Genomic DNA, 18,097 nt, shown 5'->3' on the forward strand with positions numbered 1-18,097 from the left:
CCAAAAGGAACTGCCCTTACTATGAATATCTGTATTCTAATTGCTTTTTAAAAGCAGTAAATTTTATTAGAGGTCGCTACGGTCGCGAATTACGCCTACTGCGAGGCCTTCTATCGTAAAAAACTGAGATGCTAAATCAACACGAATTGGGGAGAAACTTTCATTCTCAGCATGCAATAGTATTTCACTGCCTTTTCGTTCAAAGCGCTTAACGGTAACATCTTCATCAACTCGGGCTACCACAACCTGACCATTATTCACTTGGTCTGTTTTATGTACAGCTAGCAAATCACCATCCATAATGCCGATGTCTTTCATACTTTCCCCTTTTACGCGAAGCAAAAAGTCTGCGCGCGGGTGAAACATGGCGGGATCACATTTGAAGCGGTTTTCGATATGCTCTTGCGCCAAAATAGGCTCACCAGCAGCCACTTGACCAATTAGAGGCAAGCCGTCTTCGACTTGATCTTCAAGATCAACATTCAACTTAATACCACGAGAGGTGCCTGGTAAAATTTCGATTACGCCTTTCTTAGCAAGAGCTTTAAGGTGTTCTTCAGCAGCGTTAGCTGACTTAAACCCGAGTTCTCGTGCAATCTCGGCGCGAGTAGGTGGCATGCCGGTTTCAATCATTGTGCTTTTCACCAGATCGAGCACTTGTAGTTGTCGTGGAGTTAGTGGACGCATAAACAGCCTGTTTTTCTATACAGTTAAACGAAGTATATCCTTTAAACATCAAGAAGCAACAACTATTTGTAAATAGTCGTTGTGATGTACGAGGGCAAAATGCCATAAATTACTACACGATTTTTGATTCTCGTCTGTATTAGCTTCGTGTTAACATTGTTTTCGCTGCGGTGCTTGTGCATTTTTTGATAACGGCGAATCCTCTGGCATACATCTTCAAAAAGTGTAATGTATACCGTATTAACTAACCCATATAAAGTCGGAGTGACTATGAATTGGATGGCCTCGTTTCTACGTTTTGTACTCGCCAAACCTATCGGATGGCTAGTAAAGGTAAAGAGTGTCCCTGCTGATTTAGAAAAAGAATTGGGTATAGATAAAAGCAGACCCATCGTTTATTTACTGCAAACGAAATCGTTAACCGATTCAATTGCACTTGAAAAGTCAAGCCAAGAGCTAGGACTTCCCAGCCCTTTAAAAAAATTGTCTTTGCTTAACCTCGAACACAAACGAAGCTACTATTTAGATAGGCCGCAAAGCATTTTTTCTCGCAAAATTAAACCTACTACAATTGAAGATAACTTTACCCAGATGTTTCAATATCAGCGTGAGCACGAAGATTTAGATGTTCAGGTAATTCCTGTGTTTATATCGTGGGGACGCTCTGCTGGTAAAAGTAAGTCTGGCTGGGCGCAACTTATCGCCGTAAAGGCTTCACCGAACTGGTTACGTAAGTTTTTCATCGTTTTATTCTTTGGTAGAGACAATTTTGTTAGTTATTCTAAACCTGTCTCTACCCGCCAAATGGCCCTGCTTCAAGGGAGTGATAAGCAAATTGCGCACAAGCTTATTCGCGTCGCACGCACCCATTTTCAGCGCAAACGTCAGGTCTTATCAGGGCCAACCTTGCTCGAACGTCAAGAATTATATAATTCTGTGCTAGGCGCACCAAGCGTCAAACTAGCGATTGAAGAAGAAATCCAAAATAAGCAACTGAGCCCCCAAAAAGCAAAAAAACAAGCTAAAAAATACGTAGATGAAATTGCCGCCGACTATCGAGAAGGTCTTATCCGTTTAGGTGAAAGAGTGCTCTCGAGAATTTGGAACAGAATATATGATGGTATAGAAGTAAAGCACGCTGAGCGAGTACGTGAATTAGCTGCCAACGGCCATGAAATAATCTATGTGCCCTGCCATAAAAGTCACATGGACTATCTTTTATTAACCTATGTGATTTATAACGAAGGCTTGGTAACGCCGCACATTGCCGCCGGTATTAACCTGAATTTTTGGCCTGCAGGCCCCATATTTAGGCGTTGTGGTGCGTTCTTCTTACGTCGAAGCTTTGCTGGCAATAAATTATACAGCAGTATTTTCAGGGAATACTTAGAGTTACTTTTTAATAAAGGATACTCAGTTAAATACTTCCCCGAGGGAGGTCGCAGTAGAACGGGCAGATTGCTTCCTCCTAAGACGGGCATGCTTGCAATGACCATTCAAGCAGTCACAAAAGGTGTCAAACGACCGGTGTCTATCGTGCCTGTTTATTTGGGTTATGAACACGTTATGGAAGTTAAAAGCTACCAGAAAGAGTTAAAAGGAAAAGGGAAACAAAAAGAGTCTAATACTCAAGTTTTTTCCGCTATCAGGAAGCTTAAAAATTACGGCCACGGGTATGTTAATTTTGGTGAACCCATCGCTTTACATAATTTTCTCGACAAGCAAGTCCCTGATTGGCGCAATGATATAAATGATGAAGATAAAAAACCGAAATGGTTAACGCCGACAGTCAATGTGTTGGCAAATTCAGTAATGGCAAATATTAACAAAAATGCAGCCTTAAGTGGGACTGCGCTACTCGCGTTTTGTCTATTGTCGTCAAAAACTCACATTATGAGTAAAGACGATTTAGTCAAAGCAATCGACGACTTCCTGTCCTTGTTTAAAGAAAGCCCCTACAGTAAAGATGCGACTTTTCCGGACGAAGATGCGAGTCAAATTGTTGAGCGGACCCTAGCACTCAATAGATTTCAGCAAAGCGAAGATCGATTTGGATTAATGGTATCGCCGAAAAAAGACAGTGCTGTTTTGCTCACCTTTTATCGCAACAACATATTACATATGTTTGCCTTACCAAGCTTGATTATGGCTGCCGTATTCGCCCACAAGAATATCAGCAAGAGCACACTACTCGAACTAACGGCGCAGCTTTATCCAATGCTAAAGCGTGAATTTTTTATGTATTTTAGCAGCGATGAAGTCAGCGCTTACGTTGAACAACTGATAAGTTATTTAAAATCTGTAGGCATGCTTGTACAAAAGGGTAAATACTTAACCGTTGTTGAACCTAGCTCGGCTGAATTCCATAGTGCATGGTTGTTAAGTAGAGCTATGCAAGAAACGTGGCAACGCTATGCAGTAGTACTACGTGTATTAGAATCAGAAAAAACCATCGGGCGGGCCCAGCTCGAACGCCAATCCACGGGTATTGCCGAACGTCTGTCATCACTTTTCGGCATGCATTCTCCTGAGTTTTATGACAAAAACGTGTTGGCCACCTTCGTTAATGCACTCAAAGAAAATCATTTAGTGCAAAGCCGTGAAGATGGCAGTCTGGCGTTTTCTGAATCTAGTTTGGCGCTTAAAGAAGCAATTATGCCCCTTGTATGGCCAGAAATAGTGCAGCATTTAGAGCGGTTATAATACGCGTACTAAATGCTGCTAAGCTTGATTAGATAAAAAGAAGGTATAGGCAGGGTCGTCTCTATGCTCTTGCACCTGAAAATTAAGCTTATCTAAGTATTCTTGGAAACTAGCCCGCTGCTGCGGTGCAATTTCAAAGCCCGCCAAGACTAAGCCTTCAGCTGCGCCATGGTTACGATAATGAAACAAAGTTATATTCCATGACTCGCCTAGTGTATTTAAAAAATGCATTAATGCGCCGGGGTATTCCGGAAAAGAAAAGCTGAAAATACTTTCATGCAGTTTCTGATGTGGTCGACCGCCCACCATGTGCCGTACGTGAAGTTTGGCCAGTTCATTTTGTGATAGATCACAATAGGCATAGCCCTCATTCTCTAATCGACCAAGCAATTCTTGATACTCTTGAGCGCCATTTCTCAGCTTAACACCCACAAATATTTGTGCACTGCCTGAGTAATCGTCATCAGCTGTTTGCGTTGATGCGTTAAAGCGATAATTAAATTCAGAAATGACAATCCCGCCTAATAGACTGCAAAAAGCTTTAAACGCCCCTTTTTTCTCTGGGATATTTACCGCAAAGACGGCTTCTTTTTGCTCGCCTAACTCGCAGCGTTCAGACACATAACGCAGGGTGTGAAAATTAACATTCGCGCCACACAAAATACCCGTTAAGCGTTTGTTTTGAATATCGTGTTCACGGCAATATTTACGAATAGCCGCCACCGACAAAGCGCCGGCAGGTTCAGCTATAACGCGAGTGTCATCAAAAATATCTTTTATCGCCGTACAAATTTCATCGTTGCTAACCGTAATAACATCATCTAAATACTGTTGGCATAACCTAAATGACTCTGTTCCAATGGTTTTTACGGCCACGCCGTCAGCAAAAATGCCCACCTGCGACAAGGTAACCGGCTCTCCTGCTGCAAGTGCGGCTTGTAAACAGGCGGATTGCTCTGATTCCACCCCAATAATTTTAATATTGGGTTTAATTTGCTTTAAATAGACCGCCATGCCGGCAGCCAAACCACCGCCACCCACCGCAACAAAAAGGTAGTCAAAATCACTCAATTGCTCAAGCATCTCTTTTGCGATAGTACCTTGTCCGGCAATGACATCGGGATGATCAAAAGGCGGTATCATGGTGAAGCCGTATTGCTCAGCTAAGAGCTTGGCATGGCCACTTGCTTGGTCAAAGCTCGTCCCATGCTGAACCACTGTTACATGCTGCCCACCAAAAGCTCTTACCGCATTAACTTTGATTTCAGGCGTTGTTTCAGGCATGACAATAGTGGCAGTAATATTCATTGCTTTTGCGGCAAACGCGACACCCTGTGCATGATTGCCAGCTGAAGCGGCAATTACCCCGGCCGCTTTTTGTGCGTCATTTAACTGTGACATACAATTATATGCGCCGCGCAGCTTAAAAGACTTAACCGGCTGCTGGTCCTCGCGTTTCAAATAGACTTCGTTGCCCACAATTGTCGATAGTGTGGGCAATCTATTTAAATCAGTTACCACCGCTGCATTGTAAACTGGCGCTTTCAAAATCTTGATAAGATACTCAAAATTTGAAGGCGGTAGCACAGGCATATTTGTAGGCAATGTCTTTCTCATTTAGTATTTGATTTTACTAGGGTCACGAACAGCGCCTTTGTCAGCGCTTGTCGCCATCATTGCAAAGATTTTTAATGAAGTAGACACTTGACGGTCACGTGTAAGCGGTTGCCAAGGCTTTTCACTCGCGGCCATCGCTTCGCGGCGAGCGTTGATTTCCTCATCAGACAAGACAACATTAATGCTTCTATTTGGAATATCAATCGCTACTGTGTCACCATTATTTACCAGTGCTAAGCCACCGCCACTGGCTGCTTCTGGTGAACAATGTCCAATCGATAAACCCGATGTTCCACCAGAAAAACGCCCATCGGTGATTAACGCGCATTTCTTCCCTAAACCTTTTGATTTCAAGTAAGAAGTTGGATAAAGCATTTCTTGCATGCCCGGACCACCTTTTGGTCCTTCGTAACGAATAATAACGACTTCACCTGCAAGCACTTCGCCACTTAAAATGCCGGCCACAGCATCATCTTGACTTTCATAAACACGAGCAGGTCCGGTAAATTTATGGTTTTCTTCATCAACGCCGGCGGTTTTTACAATACAACCGTCCTCGGCTAAGTTGCCAAACAACACCGCTAAACCACCTTCTTCACTATAGGCATTTTCTCTATTACGAATACAACCCGCATCACGGTCGTCATCTACTGTGGGGTATCGACAATCTTGACTAAATGCTTTTGTGGTGCGAATACCAGCAGGGCCCGCACGATAAAACTCAATCGCAGACTTATTCTCAGGATTCGTTACATCCCAATCACTAATAACCTCTCCAAGTGTTTTACCTAAAACATGATGCGCATCACTATGCAGCAAGCCCGCTTTATTAATTTCATTCAAAATTCCCATAACACCACCCGCTCTATGCACATCTTCCATGTGATATTGTGGCGTCGATGGTGCAACTTTACACAAATGAGGCACTTTACGAGACAGCCTATCGATGTCTTGCATAGTAAAATCAACTTCACCTTCCATCGCAGCGGCAAGCAAATGCAAAATCGTATTGGTTGAACCGCCCATCGCAATATCTAGGCTCATGGCATTTTCAAAGGCATTAAAATTAGCAATGTTACGCGGAAGCGCGCTTTGATCATTGTCACCATAATAGCGCTTACACAAGTCAACAATCACCTCACCCGCTTCAACAAAGAGTCTTTCACGGTCGGCGTGTGTCGCTAAGGTTGACCCGTTGCCCGGCAAGGACAAGCCGAGCGCCTCGGTTAAACAGTTCATTGAATTGGCGGTAAACATGCCTGAACAAGAGCCACAGGTTGGGCATGCCGAGCGTTCTATCGATTCTGAATCTTCGTCGCTAACGGTATCATCAGCTCCGGCAACCATCGCATCGACTAAGTCTAACTTAATGATTTGATCTGAAAGCTTGGTTTTACCCGCTTCCATTGGCCCGCCTGATACAAATATAACAGGGACATTTAGGCGCATTGCGGCCATTAACATTCCTGGAGTAATTTTGTCGCAATTTGATATACATACAATAGCGTCGGCACAATGGGCGTTTACCATATACTCCACGGCATCGGCAATGATCTCGCGTGACGGAAGGCTATATAGCATACCGCTGTGGCCCATTGCGATGCCATCGTCTACCGCAATGGTATTGAATTCTTTAGCCACCGCGCCCGCGTTTTCGATACTACGGGCAACAAGTTGTCCTAAATCTTTTAAATGAACATGTCCTGGAACGAATTGCGTAAATGAATTGGCTATCGCAATAATCGGTTTGCCAAAGTCATTGTCTTTCATACCCGTGGCGCGCCAGAGTGCACGAGCACCCGCCATATTGCGACCGTGTGTTGTAGTAGCTGAACGTAACTTAGGCATTGCTTTCTCCTGCTTTTCGAATAAGTACAAATAATTGTATTTGGCTTTTTTGCAGTCTACCTGAAGACAAACAAAAAAACCCTCTAATGGAGGGTTTTGATACGCATAACACGCAAAAAACACCACCAACACACGTTTTGTAAAAGATAGATTGAATACACTATTCGTTTTAGTCAACGTGCATCAAATGATGCTCGGAATATACTTAGGTTGTCGTCACGCCTGTAGTGTGCCTACAAAAAGTTATTAACGCAAGTAATAAGGGAAGTCAGGAGAAACTAGACTATTAGCCAGTTGTCCCTATCTAGCACTTTAACGATAATCATTTGTGTTGATTAACCACTCATGGATGAAACAATAAACAGCATGTCACTTTCTGTTGTATACACCCGCGCAAACATGGGCATTGATGCCCCCCTTGTGACAATTGAGGTACATTTGTCAAATGGACTACCTGCTTTCCAGTTAGTTGGACTACCCGAAACCACCGTGAAAGAAAGTCGAGATAGGGTGCGCAGTGCTATGATAAATGCCGGATTTGAGTTTCCCAGTAAACGGATCACCGTGAATATGGCGCCTGCAGATTTACCGAAAGGCGGTGGCAGATTTGATTTAGCCATTGCCGTGGGTATCATTTGTGCTAGCGAGGAAATGGGCGCAGGTTGTTTAGAAGCTTATGAGTTTGTGGGTGAATTAGCCCTATCAGGCGAACTAAGGAGCGTTCAAGGCGCGCTTCCCATGGCCTTTGCGGCTGCAAAATCTAAACGAAAACTCATCCTACCGCAAATGAATGCCCAAGAAGCCGCTCTCGTCAGTCAAGCACAAGTCTTGTGTGCGAATAATCTATGGGAGGTATACTTGCATTTGATTGACAAACAATTGCTACCTCGCGCGCAAATACTAACCGAAACAAAGGAGATAGATTACAACATAGAAAAGTACGGCGACCTTGCCGATATTATTGAACAACAACACGCCAAACGCGCGCTGCAAATTTGCGCAGCAGGCGGCCATAATTTGTTACTGTTTGGTCCTGCCGGCACCGGCAAAAGTATGTTAGCCAATCGCTTACTGTCGATATTACCCGAGCTTCCTGAACAAGATGCACTAACCGTAGCGTCGATAAGGTCCATTGTGGGCGATCAAGTTTCTGCCCAAAATTGGCGACAGCGGCCATTTAGACAACCACATCACTCTAGTTCTGCTGCAGCTTTGGTAGGCGGTTGTCATAAATATTTAATTACGCGAATTCTATATTTAATAACGCGAATAAATACATTTAATTGTACGAATACCTAAACTACTAACAACTGAGACTCAATTAGTCGATCTATAATTAAACATTTTAGTATCATTACTTTTATCTATAATAGGCAATGCTATTGCTACTGATAACAGTTGATAAGTCAAATACCCAGATATATTGAATGTTTAGTTATCTTATCGCATGCTACTATTCGTCAAATATGCGATATATTTTGAATAAGTGCGACAATCTTTTGATTTTGGTATCAATTTTGGTGTATAAATCCAATATAAAGGTACAATTAGTAAATAATCAATAAATATACGTCACCTCTTGAATCTTTACTATGTCATCAATTAAAATAATAAAAATCTCTTCAGTAAATGAATTCCTTTCAATTAGTACTGCACCAATCGAAAACGCAATTGTATACAGGGGTGTACCAAACGCAAATTTCGACCTCATTCCTTCAATTGGCAGATGGAATGGTATTGAGACCAATAGAATCAACTATGAGCGCCAAATTTTTAATGATTTTAAAAGCAGAGCGATTGGGTATTTAAACATTCAGCCCAGAAATGATTGGGAGTGGTTATTCTTAGCTCAGCATCATGGTCTGCCAACCAGATTGTTAGATTGGACCTCGAGCCCACTAGTTGCTCTGTATTTTGCATTAAAAGAAAACAAAAATGCTGACTTTGCAGTGTTTGCGATTAACTTTTCGTACAGTGTTATCGACAATAATATACCTCAGTTTTTAGGACAAGACCCTCTTCAAATTGAGAAACACTCTTTGGTTGTTCCTTCCTATATCAATGAGAGAGTTGAAAGGCAACGTTCAGTATTCACGATTCAACCGGATCCTTGGGTTCCTCTTAGAGATAGAAATGAAATGAGGAAATATATATTTCCTCAATCTTGTCGCATAAGCATGCTTAGGCAACTCCATTACTTAGGAATGACAAATTGCGCAATCACGCCTGGGCTGGACAGTCTTGCAAAAGACATTGCTTTTGCTAAAGACGTCAAGCTCAATTATTAATTGAGTTTTTAAAAATAGTGTGTGACGACTAGTATTCAAACATCCAAATCATTATACGACACACATAAAATATGTATATTGAAACAATGACAACTGACTATTTCAGAATGTGAAATAGTCAGTTGTCAACGCGAGTGAATTGCAACTGGACTGACTTTATAGTCACCCCCAGTAAATATACTCCAATACTTCTAAATAATAACTATTTAAGGATAAAATCACCAAAGTTAAGTTAACGAGCAAATATCATGGATACAAACCATAATGTACAACTTTAGGTAGAACCTATTAGAACGACTCTTTGGCGGGTAATTAATCTGGTTTTGTATGGTTGTTTCGACTTGTATTTCAGGTTTAATCTCTGCAAGCACTTCAGTATAACTCTTTAGAATGTCGTTGAATATATCAGGGTGTTTAGCTGCAATAATTTCAACGATAAATGCATATTTAATGTCTGGCGCAGCCGCGCCTGATATGTTTACCCCTCCGTCGCGCAATATCGACAACTGCTATGGTATACATAGACGTATCTTGCGGATGTATCGGTGTTGCAATGCAACATGTTGCCATAATTGTTTTATCATCTATGCCATTTATTGGAACAGGTACTGGTACGTTTAAATATTTCCCAGGTTTAAGCTTGTCTTGATAAATGATCCTTGCACTGCCAGGGTGAGATTCCACTAATACATTGATACCGTCTAGAACACGTACCAACGCCTCTATTATTAGGTTGTCCATATTAATCAATAAGTTATGTAAAAGTGTTGTGGAATATATTTAAATATTCTCAATACAATACTAACGTTGATACTCCATAGGGTCGTCCCTAAATATTTGTCTTTTCTGCCATGCTAAGCGTTCGTTTTTATCGAGTAAACACGTTAGTTTATACGTTCGCGAACAATGACAGTTAGCCAGCGATTGTCGCCAAAAGTTTTGCCAGATGAGTAGTTTATTTTTTTCATATCCTACTAAAATCATTGAATAAATTTTCAGCATCATTTATCCTTACATATACTTTTATTAGGCGGCTAATTCTGCATGACTCATGTGATAGACCTTAATGTATTATTTAATCAATATGAAGAATTCTACATTGCAAGCCACTACGACTGATACTACAGCAGAATATTTTAGGCTGAGTTTAGCCAAACTCGGAAAACTAAAGCTTCCCATCACACCTACTAATTATGCAATAGTCTACTATTATATATCTGGTGAGGATACAGAGCTTAATTCTCAGTTAGATGAGTTATTTGACGATCTTGACAAATGGACGGAAGAAAAAGCAAATGAGATTTTTCGTCACTTTATTAATTTGGATGATAGCGAAAAAGATAATCAATTGCAGCAGAGCTTGTTAAGCGCTGTGGCACAGATCCTTGGTTTGGTCGTGGATATTTTCGGCAGCTCTGCCCTTGCAAGCGAATCGTTAGAGAAGACTACTGAAAAACTAGCACATTGCAATGATCCAAATGAAATACTAGAGATTGCGTCAAAAATTGTTGCCGAAACCAGAGCTTTTGTAAATAAAACGGAGCAATTCCACATAACATTGCGCGAGAGTAGTGAAGAAATTACAGCACTAAAAGGGCAACTGAATAAAGCGCGAAAAGAAGCAAAAATCGATGCCTTAACGGGCTTGAATAATCGCCGTTGTTTTGATGAAAAAATGTCAATGCTAACAAATAAAAAAAGTACTGAAAAAAATAATCCTTGCTTATTGTTGTTAGATATAGACCATTTTAAAAATATTAATGACACCTATGGTCATTTGATTGGCGACAAAGTCCTTTCTAGTGTTGGTCAAAGTTTGCTAAAGCAACTGCGTAGCAAAGATTATCTATCGCGAACAGGCGGTGAAGAGTTCGCTATTATCTTATTTGATACAGCCATTGACGATGCATTTCTGGTAGCAGAAAATATACGTAAATCAATATCGCGAATGCGTTGGCGACTGCCTAAATCGGGTAAAGAAATTAATCAGATCACCATTTCTATCGGGATTACGCCCATTATGTGTGACGAAACAGCCAATAAAATTTATGAACGATGCGATAAAGCTTTGTATAAAGCAAAATCATTAGGAAGAAATTGTTCGATAATTACAGATTAGTCGGATTGGTTTAAAGTTTGGTCGTAAATAGACGCACAATTACTCCTTTAATAAGACCTCGTTAACTTAAGGTTACACTTTATAGGCGTGAAAATATGTTGAATTTGAAGCGAAAAAAATGACGGAAATGACGAAAATGGCGGCGGGTTTTCAAGTGCCCGTGAAGCCCCAAATATTAAATGAAATGCAATTACTTTTGAAAGAAAAAGAGCCCTCCATACAAAAAATTGCGGTTCTCATAACAAATGATCTCGGTCTGTCTGCAGCTATTCTGAAAGTTATTAATTCACCTATTTACGGAATGAGCAAGAATATTTCCAGTATCAAGCAAGCTGTCTTGATATTAGGGTTATCAGCAGTAGAAGGCTTGGTATCCGCATTGCTACTAAAAAGGTCGTTTTTGAGTAAATCCAGTATATCATTGGAACGATTTTGGGATGATTCACTAGACGTCGCTAACGCAATGATTTTCCTTGGTAAACGAGTAAATAATAATCTATCGATAGACACGCTATATACCATCGGTTTATTTCAAAACTGTGGGATCCCTTTATTAGCGCTGAAATTTAGTGATTATAGAAATATATTGGTAGAATCAGACCGTTTGGGTGTCAATTCAATAAACCTAGAAGAAGAAAATTACCAGACGAATCATGCTGTTTTGGGTTACTTCGTGGCTTCCTCTTGGCATTTGCCAAAAGAAATTTGTGAATTAATCTTACGGCACCATGATCATAATTTTGTAGGGGTAATTACGGGTGAACGAATGCAAATCGCATTTTCGATATTAAAAATTGCGGAGAATCTGGTTGAAAGAATGAAACGCCAAAATGACTCAGCTGATTGGGAATTCGTCAGAGATAATGTGCTCAATGTTTTGGGCCTAACTCTTAGTGATTACATAGACCTAGAAGATGAATACATCGAACTATTTCAATAGTCGCGAAAAGGTATATTGCTTGGTCACTACGTACTATTTTAATATTACATGGTATTGATTGAAAGGATAGTTATGCTTGAAAAACGCAAGCACTGGACGTTACACCCGACTTGAGTCAGCAGGGATATCAATTTAATGGGGTTCTAGGGATTTTCCCCTCTAAAGTAACATAAATCGCTACAAACCTCGCCGTTAATGGCTTGTGGAGCTGGGTTACCTTTCATTTTAGACTTCATTTTCAACAATAGGCCTAGTTATTTCCTGTAAATCAGGTAGTTTGCGGTTACTAGCGAACTGATAAGTGCCGCTCAGATTAATATTCTGCCATGCAACGGGTGATACTTGTCGAGTTATTGCTGCTTTTTCCTCGTCACCAACTTCTTCAAAGTGCAATAAGTGCAGACTTTCTTCCCATTTCTGATAGTTTAGTAACCTCAGTATTCTTTGATAAATACGGTCACGCTGCATCTTATTTATGCTGAAAGGCCTGATCCCTTTGCCTCCTTGAACTTGCGTTGAAATAAACTGCATATCGTCAAAGATGAGGTTAAAGCTAGGTGAAAGAATGACAGGCTTAGACTTAAAATACCCTAATAACGCAATGAAATAGCATCGGTGGCTTCTTAGGCGAATGCTTTTCGACTCTGTTAACTCGATCTCGTTTGGCGTAAAATACAATCGTTGTTGTTCAAGTGATAATAGCGGCGGAGAATATAGATCAAGCTGCTCAGCTTTGGTAAGAATTGAGAGTTCGTTTTTTATAGCCATAGGAATTACGTTAAGTTTAAGGGGTTGTTAACCTCATAATTTGCCATACTTTGGAGAAGTAACCCACCTTTGTAAGCCTTTAAATATAATGAGTATGGCGGTTTATGTTACTTTAGAGGGGAAAATCCCTAGAACCCCTTTATCCTTAAAAAAGCGTTCTCAACTAAGTGCCGATACTTATAAAGGCACCAATCCATGTGACCATTCCCTGTTTTACTGTTCTCTTTTCTTGGAATATTGGCAATGCTGCCATTTGCCTTAATAAATGCTCTGAAGTTATCACTGTCATAGCCCTTATCGGCCGTAACACTACATGACTTTGGGGCCGCGGATACTAAGCTCTGAGCATGGACAATGTCATTTATCTGACCACCCGATATTTCAAAATAAACGGGAAGCCCACCGCTATCTACAGCGAGATGAATTTTTGTAGAACTCCCACCCCGACTTTTTCCTATCGCTTCATCTGAACTGCTTGCGGCTCCGCTACTGTCTTGATGCGCTTTGACAATACTTCCATCAATAAACAACCATTCTGGATCATTATCGGACGATATGCTTTGAAACCATTTTTGTAACACACCTTTCTTTGACCAAAGGTTAAAGCGCTTAAATACAGAGTTCCAACGACCGAATCTTTCAGGCAAATCTCGCCACTGAATGCCTGTGCGCATACGATAAAGTATGCCTTCCAGTGTATTTCGGTGTTCATATTTATTGTAAACACGCCCTGTCTCTTTAAGTATTTGCTTTAGGGCTTCCTAGGCGTTATCTGTTAGCATTGTCCTTGGCATAGCAACGTCCGTTCTCGGTGGTATTTTTGATTTTTGGCGAAACCATTATACCTTGTTGCTATGCCGTTCATTTTTCACTCAAAGATCAACAGCCTCTAGTAAGGCACGTACTTGAAGCACTTAAAAGATAAAAATAAAGGCTCTCTAATGTGTTTAGGAGCCATCTAACTTATAGTTGTTTCGGGTGAGGCTTATTTGTTTTTGTGCTCCAGTGCTGTAAGTGATGTACCTACGATAAATATAGACACGACAAACAAGCCTAAATCTTTTAGCAAAAACTGGCCAGGAACCACAGAGATCGCAGGAAACCCAAGAGATGCCTCAAAAACACCGGGTGTAGTCAGCATGAACGACAATGTCGTAAAAAAGAGTCCGGTTGAAAGTACACCGCCCAAGATTGCGAGCTTAGGGGAGAAAACTCGTGCAGCGATTAACAGGCCAACTGAAATTTCAAGCACACCCAGAAAATTTGAGAATCCTTGAATGCTGAGGAAGCTATACATCCACGAAAGCAGAGGGCTATTACTAACAAAACCATGTATACCGTTTGCTTCGTAGCTAGTGAATTTCATGCCACCAAACCACAAATATATTATCGTCATGGCAACGTAGATGCCACCTATACCAAACTTAGTGATTTTTGCACCGAGATTATTACTAAGGGTATTGGTAGTCTGGACACCATTTTCAATTTCGGGAATAGTCATCTTATATCTCCAATTATTTTTAGCCATGTGGACTCACTCTATGTAGCCCACTAAAATGATATGACTCTTGAGAAAAACTATATGTTTACTCGAGTCGAACCTAACTTAGGTAATTGCTGTAGTTGAGCACCAATGGATTAGACATCAATGCCTAGTGGTTGAACGGCCGGGAAGTCGACCTCGGTCTGTGTCACTTCGTTAACGTAGTTAGTGAAAGTGTTCAGGGCAACAGCCAACAGAATATCCACTACATGTGCATCACTGTAGCCAGCGTTCAGCACCGCTTGGACCTGGTCATTGCTGACTTGCCCGCGCTGGCGGACTACGGCGGCAGCAAAACGCACGGCTGCGTCGGCCTTAGGGTCATTTGATGCACCGCTGCGGTTGGCAGTGAGTTCAGCATCATCAAGCTTGGCCACCTTACGGCCTAGGAAGGAATGGGCAGCAAGGCAATAATCGCAGCCGTTGATCTCAGCGACGGCTAGGGCAATACGCTCAAGAGTCGCTGTACCCAAGCCGCCCTGTGCTGATGCTGCGCTCAATTGCAGGTAGCCAGTCAGCGCAGCAGGGCTGTTGGCAACGACGCGGAACATGTTAGGAACGCGGCCCAGTTGTTTTTCCACAGCCTTGAGTGAGGTATGGGTAGCAGTAGGCGCGGCGTCGATTGTGGTAGGGGTGTTCAAACGTGACATAAATTTCTCCTAGTGATTTGAAAGACAGCACGCTGTATTGGCGTGGAATAAATTGTATTTAAGAAGGTTCTGCTTGATAATCCGTTGCTATCAGACAGCTCATCTTCACGTCTTGCGCAGTCGCCATTTCAGTGCCACTACACACCTTCGTTGACGTCACGCCGTCCTGATTTCTAAGGAGGTCTTCGAGACTCCAAAAACACCCTCCGGCAACGATCACATTATTTATTTTTCATAAAGCCTCCTTGGTTTTTATCTATTTACTAATGGAACTGAATTTACAGCATGTAAAATAGATATAACATGCTCAATAGTTCGTATAATGTGACTTATTAGACAGTTTACGTAGGGGCTATGTATGGATGCAGACTTTGGATATCAGATTAAAAGAGTTGTGAAATTAAGGGTTCACGAAAAACTGCAAATATAGGGCAAATCAGATTGTCTATACCCATAATTTAGAGCGCCCGAGCATCAGGAACTCACTGAAAGCAGACGTTTCTGAAAATAAACAAGGCACAACGCTTGAAAATTTCGAGACATCAACGTTTTGCCAAAAGGCTAAAAATGCGTGCACTACTCATTTCGCATTTAAAGAGAGCATCGGTTATTAGGCAATAACGATGTGGCCAAAATTTGTCGACCACTACACTATCTCGTAAACGAGTTTGATAGACGTCAACTAGTACGTATTTTTAGTGTAAGGTCATATTAATGCACGATGCTAAACTCTGCTGTGAGCTAGGTAGGATGTATAAATACCATAAATATTTCAATGCTTTACTTTTTAAAGCTCAAGTGAGTTACTCAGTTCCGACTGTTGGTGGCAGATTTGGAATCTCGCGATTTGTCTTAAATGTCAGCCAAGCAAGTCTCTCGCTAATAAAGTGTTGACTATCCCTGACAAAGTAACAATTTCTTGCCATAATCAGACTTAAGCACTTTACTTAGAGTGTATGTGCGCCGCTTAATGCATCAATGCTGCTAATTCCCTGATTGACATCAATCACTTTGTTTCCTGTTTGATACTCTGAGATAAACAAGATCGAATGATGCAAAAGGGGACTATTTAAATACTGAGGGAACAAATGGCAGTAGATTTGAGCATAGAAACCGCTCTGCTCCTAGAGCGCTGGCAAGGCATTGTAAACTCGATGGCTCAAGTCGCGGAAGTGCCTTGTGTGCTGATTAATCGATTAGATAAAAACGAAATTTGTCAGGCTGTTGGCAGTGTGTCAGTACCAACTTTTTATTGCGGTGAACCTGTTCCATTGGCACTTAACACTTATTGTTCCCAAGTCATTTCCAGTAACCAGCCATTACTAGTTGAAAATGCAATCGGTACCCGATATGAAAACAATAACCCAACATTTGCAGCAGGCTTTAGTTATTACTATGGCCTGCCATTGCTTTGGCCTAGCGGAAAAACTTTCGGTACTTTGTGTATGTTGGACTTTTCAAGCCCAGATCGGGCATCACAACACTGTTCCTTACTCACACTTTTTAAGCAGGCCATTGAATACGATTTACAGATGCTTCAACAACAGCAAGATCTGCTAAAGCGTGAGCAACAAGCAGACAAAAAATTTATACAACTATTCAATGAGATGTCAAATAGGATAAGACCGGTAACTAATAATAAGTTGCTTCAATCTGAGTTGTTTGTACTTTTGACAAGCCAATACCAATACTGGCATCAGGAACTGGATAAGCAGCTTAATCAAACCGTCCTGACTGATGAAAACTCCATTCATATAGCGGCACTGGTTCGAATTTGGTCAAATTTGTTGGCGATTGCCCATGAAACAGAATGGTTGAGAGCTACGGCAGTTCTAGAACCTTATAGTTGTGATGCTGTTGCGTCACTGGTCAATGCAACTCCATTATTAGAACAAGCAGTGTATAAAACAGCGCTGACCCTTGGTGCTGATCTCGTTTTGAGGAGTCATTTGCCTAATCCACTGTTACTAAGTGGGAAACCAGAGTTATGGTCTCTGATAGGACTAGCTATCACGAGCTTTTTAGTTGTTGGCGCCAGCGGTACAAGTATAACTATTTTTGTCAGTAACCGATTAAAAGGTAAGTACAGAGTTTTGGAATGGTCCCTTCTTGTAAAAGGCCAGACGATGCCGCTGCGTTTTACCCGCGATAATCAAGCGCTTTATGGTTTTGCAACAGTATGTGCCGAGTTAGCGGGTGCTGTTCTTGAATCTGGTGAGTGGCAATTAACTGAGAGTCTTCAGCAACAGAGTCGTTATCTCAACTCAAATCGTGATCACGTTGACGACATTGAAAGCAGGAATGCTTCAAGAACTGCTAATGGCATAACCAGGCTTATCTGCTTATCGATACCGGTGATGGGAGACGATTTATAAACACTCAGCGATGATCAGCGAAGTTGTGTTTTAGTTTTCTTGTTGGCACTACATCCGGTATGGCGGCCTTTAATCTGAGAGTGACACTTGGGATAACTGAAAAACTGGCTGTGATTCTGCTGAACGGAGCTTGGTGCTAAGCATGTTGGCGTCATTCAAAGCAAGGTCAACACTGCTATTAACGTTTACGATTATCTGACGGACGTGCTGCTGCGCGTCAACCAACATCCAGTAAGCAAGGTACATGAACTAATGCCGAAGTTACGGAAAGCTCAGTTCGAAAGCGCATTACAGCGTTCAGCTCTATTTAGCAATCCCGATGCTTCGGTAAAATAAGCCACGGAAAATGCTCCGGAGGCCGCATGCACACTAAATAGATGACGTTAGACGAAGAGTTGGATTTAAACGAGCAAATTATAGAGCCTGCGACCGGAAAAGCCAAAAGTTTATAAATACAGCTAAAACTCAAATCAAGCAGGCGAATATTGTACAAAACAATACCATTGCTACAGAGATAACTTCAAGTCTGACAGATCTATGCTAGAGTTAAATCAACGAT

Annotated in this window: 14 protein-coding genes and 2 pseudogenes; 6 read left to right on the plus strand and 10 right to left on the minus strand. The window is 41.4% G+C overall.

Annotated elements, in window-relative coordinates; genetic code table 11:
* Window positions 1-66: 66 nt before the first annotated feature.
* On the minus strand, window positions 67-687 hold the full coding sequence (gene lexA, locus AC0L6H_RS02190) for a transcriptional repressor LexA (RefSeq protein WP_473392322.1): 621 nt from the start codon (window positions 685-687) through the stop codon (window positions 67-69).
* A 270-nt stretch (window positions 688-957) separates the two neighbouring features.
* On the opposite strand from lexA, the gene plsB reads away from it, so the two are divergent.
* A complete protein-coding gene (gene plsB, locus AC0L6H_RS02195) occupies window positions 958-3,390 on the plus strand; it encodes a glycerol-3-phosphate 1-O-acyltransferase PlsB (RefSeq protein WP_473392323.1) in 2,433 nt (810 codons plus the stop codon).
* 18 nt (window positions 3,391-3,408) lie between these two features.
* Here plsB and ilvA read toward each other — a convergent pair whose 3' ends face one another.
* Both ilvA and ilvD read right to left on the minus strand, forming a co-directional pair.
* Complete coding sequence (gene ilvA, locus AC0L6H_RS02200) at window positions 3,409-5,007, minus strand: threonine ammonia-lyase, biosynthetic (protein ID WP_473392324.1); 1,599 nt, start codon at window positions 5,005-5,007, stop codon at window positions 3,409-3,411.
* Window positions 5,008-6,855, minus strand: coding sequence for a dihydroxy-acid dehydratase (gene ilvD, locus AC0L6H_RS02205; RefSeq protein ID WP_473392326.1), 1,848 nt, complete (start codon window positions 6,853-6,855; stop codon window positions 5,008-5,010). It abuts the gene before it with no gap.
* A gap of 345 nt (window positions 6,856-7,200) precedes the next feature.
* Between ilvD and AC0L6H_RS02210 the strand changes: the two genes are divergently transcribed.
* Both AC0L6H_RS02210 and AC0L6H_RS02215 read left to right on the plus strand, forming a co-directional pair.
* Window positions 7,201-8,154: a YifB family Mg chelatase-like AAA ATPase gene (locus AC0L6H_RS02210; protein ID WP_473392327.1), complete on the plus strand. Its 954-nt coding sequence runs from the start codon at window positions 7,201-7,203 to the stop codon at window positions 8,152-8,154.
* Between the two features lie 293 nt (window positions 8,155-8,447).
* On the plus strand, window positions 8,448-9,143 hold the full coding sequence (locus tag AC0L6H_RS02215) for an FRG domain-containing protein (protein WP_473392328.1): 696 nt from the start codon (window positions 8,448-8,450) through the stop codon (window positions 9,141-9,143).
* 447 nt (window positions 9,144-9,590) lie between these two features.
* Here AC0L6H_RS02215 and AC0L6H_RS02220 read toward each other — a convergent pair whose 3' ends face one another.
* Entirely contained in the window at window positions 9,591-9,884 is a 294-nt protein-coding gene (locus AC0L6H_RS02220) for a hypothetical protein (RefSeq protein ID WP_473392330.1), read from the minus strand.
* Window positions 9,885-10,227: 343 nt separating this feature from the next.
* On the opposite strand from AC0L6H_RS02220, the gene AC0L6H_RS02225 reads away from it, so the two are divergent.
* A complete protein-coding gene (locus AC0L6H_RS02225; protein ID WP_473392331.1) occupies window positions 10,228-11,262 on the plus strand; it encodes a GGDEF domain-containing protein in 1,035 nt (344 codons plus the stop codon).
* Between the two features lie 118 nt (window positions 11,263-11,380).
* Window positions 11,381-12,202: an HDOD domain-containing protein gene (locus AC0L6H_RS02230; protein WP_473392332.1), complete on the plus strand. Its 822-nt coding sequence runs from the start codon at window positions 11,381-11,383 to the stop codon at window positions 12,200-12,202.
* A gap of 396 nt (window positions 12,203-12,598) precedes the next feature.
* On the opposite strand, the pseudogene AC0L6H_RS02235 reads toward AC0L6H_RS02230, so the two are convergent.
* From AC0L6H_RS02235 to AC0L6H_RS02255, 5 genes and pseudogenes are all read right to left on the minus strand, one after another.
* A pseudogene (locus AC0L6H_RS02235) lies at window positions 12,599-12,970 on the minus strand (DUF4158 domain-containing protein); the annotation flags it as partial.
* A gap of 131 nt (window positions 12,971-13,101) precedes the next feature.
* Window positions 13,102-13,716: pseudogene (locus AC0L6H_RS02240) on the minus strand (IS5 family transposase); the annotation flags it as partial.
* 239 nt (window positions 13,717-13,955) lie between these two features.
* Window positions 13,956-14,471 (minus strand): YkgB family protein, encoded by a 516-nt coding sequence (locus AC0L6H_RS02245; protein ID WP_004911234.1) that lies wholly within the window; start codon window positions 14,469-14,471, stop codon window positions 13,956-13,958.
* Window positions 14,472-14,608: 137 nt separating this feature from the next.
* Complete coding sequence (locus AC0L6H_RS02250) at window positions 14,609-15,163, minus strand: carboxymuconolactone decarboxylase family protein (RefSeq protein WP_000088799.1); 555 nt, start codon at window positions 15,161-15,163, stop codon at window positions 14,609-14,611.
* 58 nt (window positions 15,164-15,221) lie between these two features.
* On the minus strand, window positions 15,222-15,383 hold the full coding sequence (locus AC0L6H_RS02255; RefSeq protein WP_223290059.1) for a peptide-methionine (S)-S-oxide reductase: 162 nt from the start codon (window positions 15,381-15,383) through the stop codon (window positions 15,222-15,224).
* A gap of 868 nt (window positions 15,384-16,251) precedes the next feature.
* Here AC0L6H_RS02255 and AC0L6H_RS02260 point away from each other — a divergent pair.
* On the plus strand, window positions 16,252-17,538 hold the full coding sequence (locus AC0L6H_RS02260; RefSeq protein WP_000257537.1) for a GAF domain-containing protein: 1,287 nt from the start codon (window positions 16,252-16,254) through the stop codon (window positions 17,536-17,538).
* A 69-nt stretch (window positions 17,539-17,607) separates the two neighbouring features.
* Here the strand turns inward: AC0L6H_RS02260 and AC0L6H_RS02265 are convergent, their stop codons facing one another.
* Window positions 17,608-17,784 carry a hypothetical protein gene (locus AC0L6H_RS02265; RefSeq protein WP_153310265.1) on the minus strand — a complete coding sequence of 59 codons (177 nt, stop codon included), beginning with the start codon at window positions 17,782-17,784 and terminating at the stop codon, window positions 17,608-17,610.
* Between the last annotated feature and the right edge of the window lie 313 nt (window positions 17,785-18,097).

The organism is Glaciecola sp. G7-5 (assembly GCF_055808975.1).

Bases quoted from the DNA above. Each gene is read 5' to 3' on its own strand.
- lexA (WP_473392322.1), bottom strand. From the start codon at position 687: ATGCGTCCACTAACTCCACGACAACTACAAGTGCTCGATCTGGTGAAA.
- plsB (WP_473392323.1), top strand. From the start codon at position 958: ATGAATTGGATGGCCTCGTTTCTACGTTTTGTACTCGCCAAACCTATC.
- ilvA (WP_473392324.1), bottom strand. From the start codon at position 5,007: ATGAGAAAGACATTGCCTACAAATATGCCTGTGCTACCGCCTTCAAAT.
- ilvD (WP_473392326.1), bottom strand. From the start codon at position 6,855: ATGCCTAAGTTACGTTCAGCTACTACAACACACGGTCGCAATATGGCG.
- AC0L6H_RS02210 (WP_473392327.1), top strand. From the start codon at position 7,201: ATGGATGAAACAATAAACAGCATGTCACTTTCTGTTGTATACACCCGC.
- AC0L6H_RS02215 (WP_473392328.1), top strand. From the start codon at position 8,448: ATGTCATCAATTAAAATAATAAAAATCTCTTCAGTAAATGAATTCCTT.
- AC0L6H_RS02220 (WP_473392330.1), bottom strand. From the start codon at position 9,884: ATGGACAACCTAATAATAGAGGCGTTGGTACGTGTTCTAGACGGTATC.
- AC0L6H_RS02225 (WP_473392331.1), top strand. From the start codon at position 10,228: ATGAAGAATTCTACATTGCAAGCCACTACGACTGATACTACAGCAGAA.
- AC0L6H_RS02230 (WP_473392332.1), top strand. From the start codon at position 11,381: ATGACGGAAATGACGAAAATGGCGGCGGGTTTTCAAGTGCCCGTGAAG.
- AC0L6H_RS02245 (WP_004911234.1), bottom strand. From the start codon at position 14,471: ATGACTATTCCCGAAATTGAAAATGGTGTCCAGACTACCAATACCCTT.
- AC0L6H_RS02250 (WP_000088799.1), bottom strand. From the start codon at position 15,163: ATGTCACGTTTGAACACCCCTACCACAATCGACGCCGCGCCTACTGCT.
- AC0L6H_RS02260 (WP_000257537.1), top strand. From the start codon at position 16,252: ATGGCAGTAGATTTGAGCATAGAAACCGCTCTGCTCCTAGAGCGCTGG.
- AC0L6H_RS02265 (WP_153310265.1), bottom strand. From the start codon at position 17,784: ATGTACCTTGCTTACTGGATGTTGGTTGACGCGCAGCAGCACGTCCGT.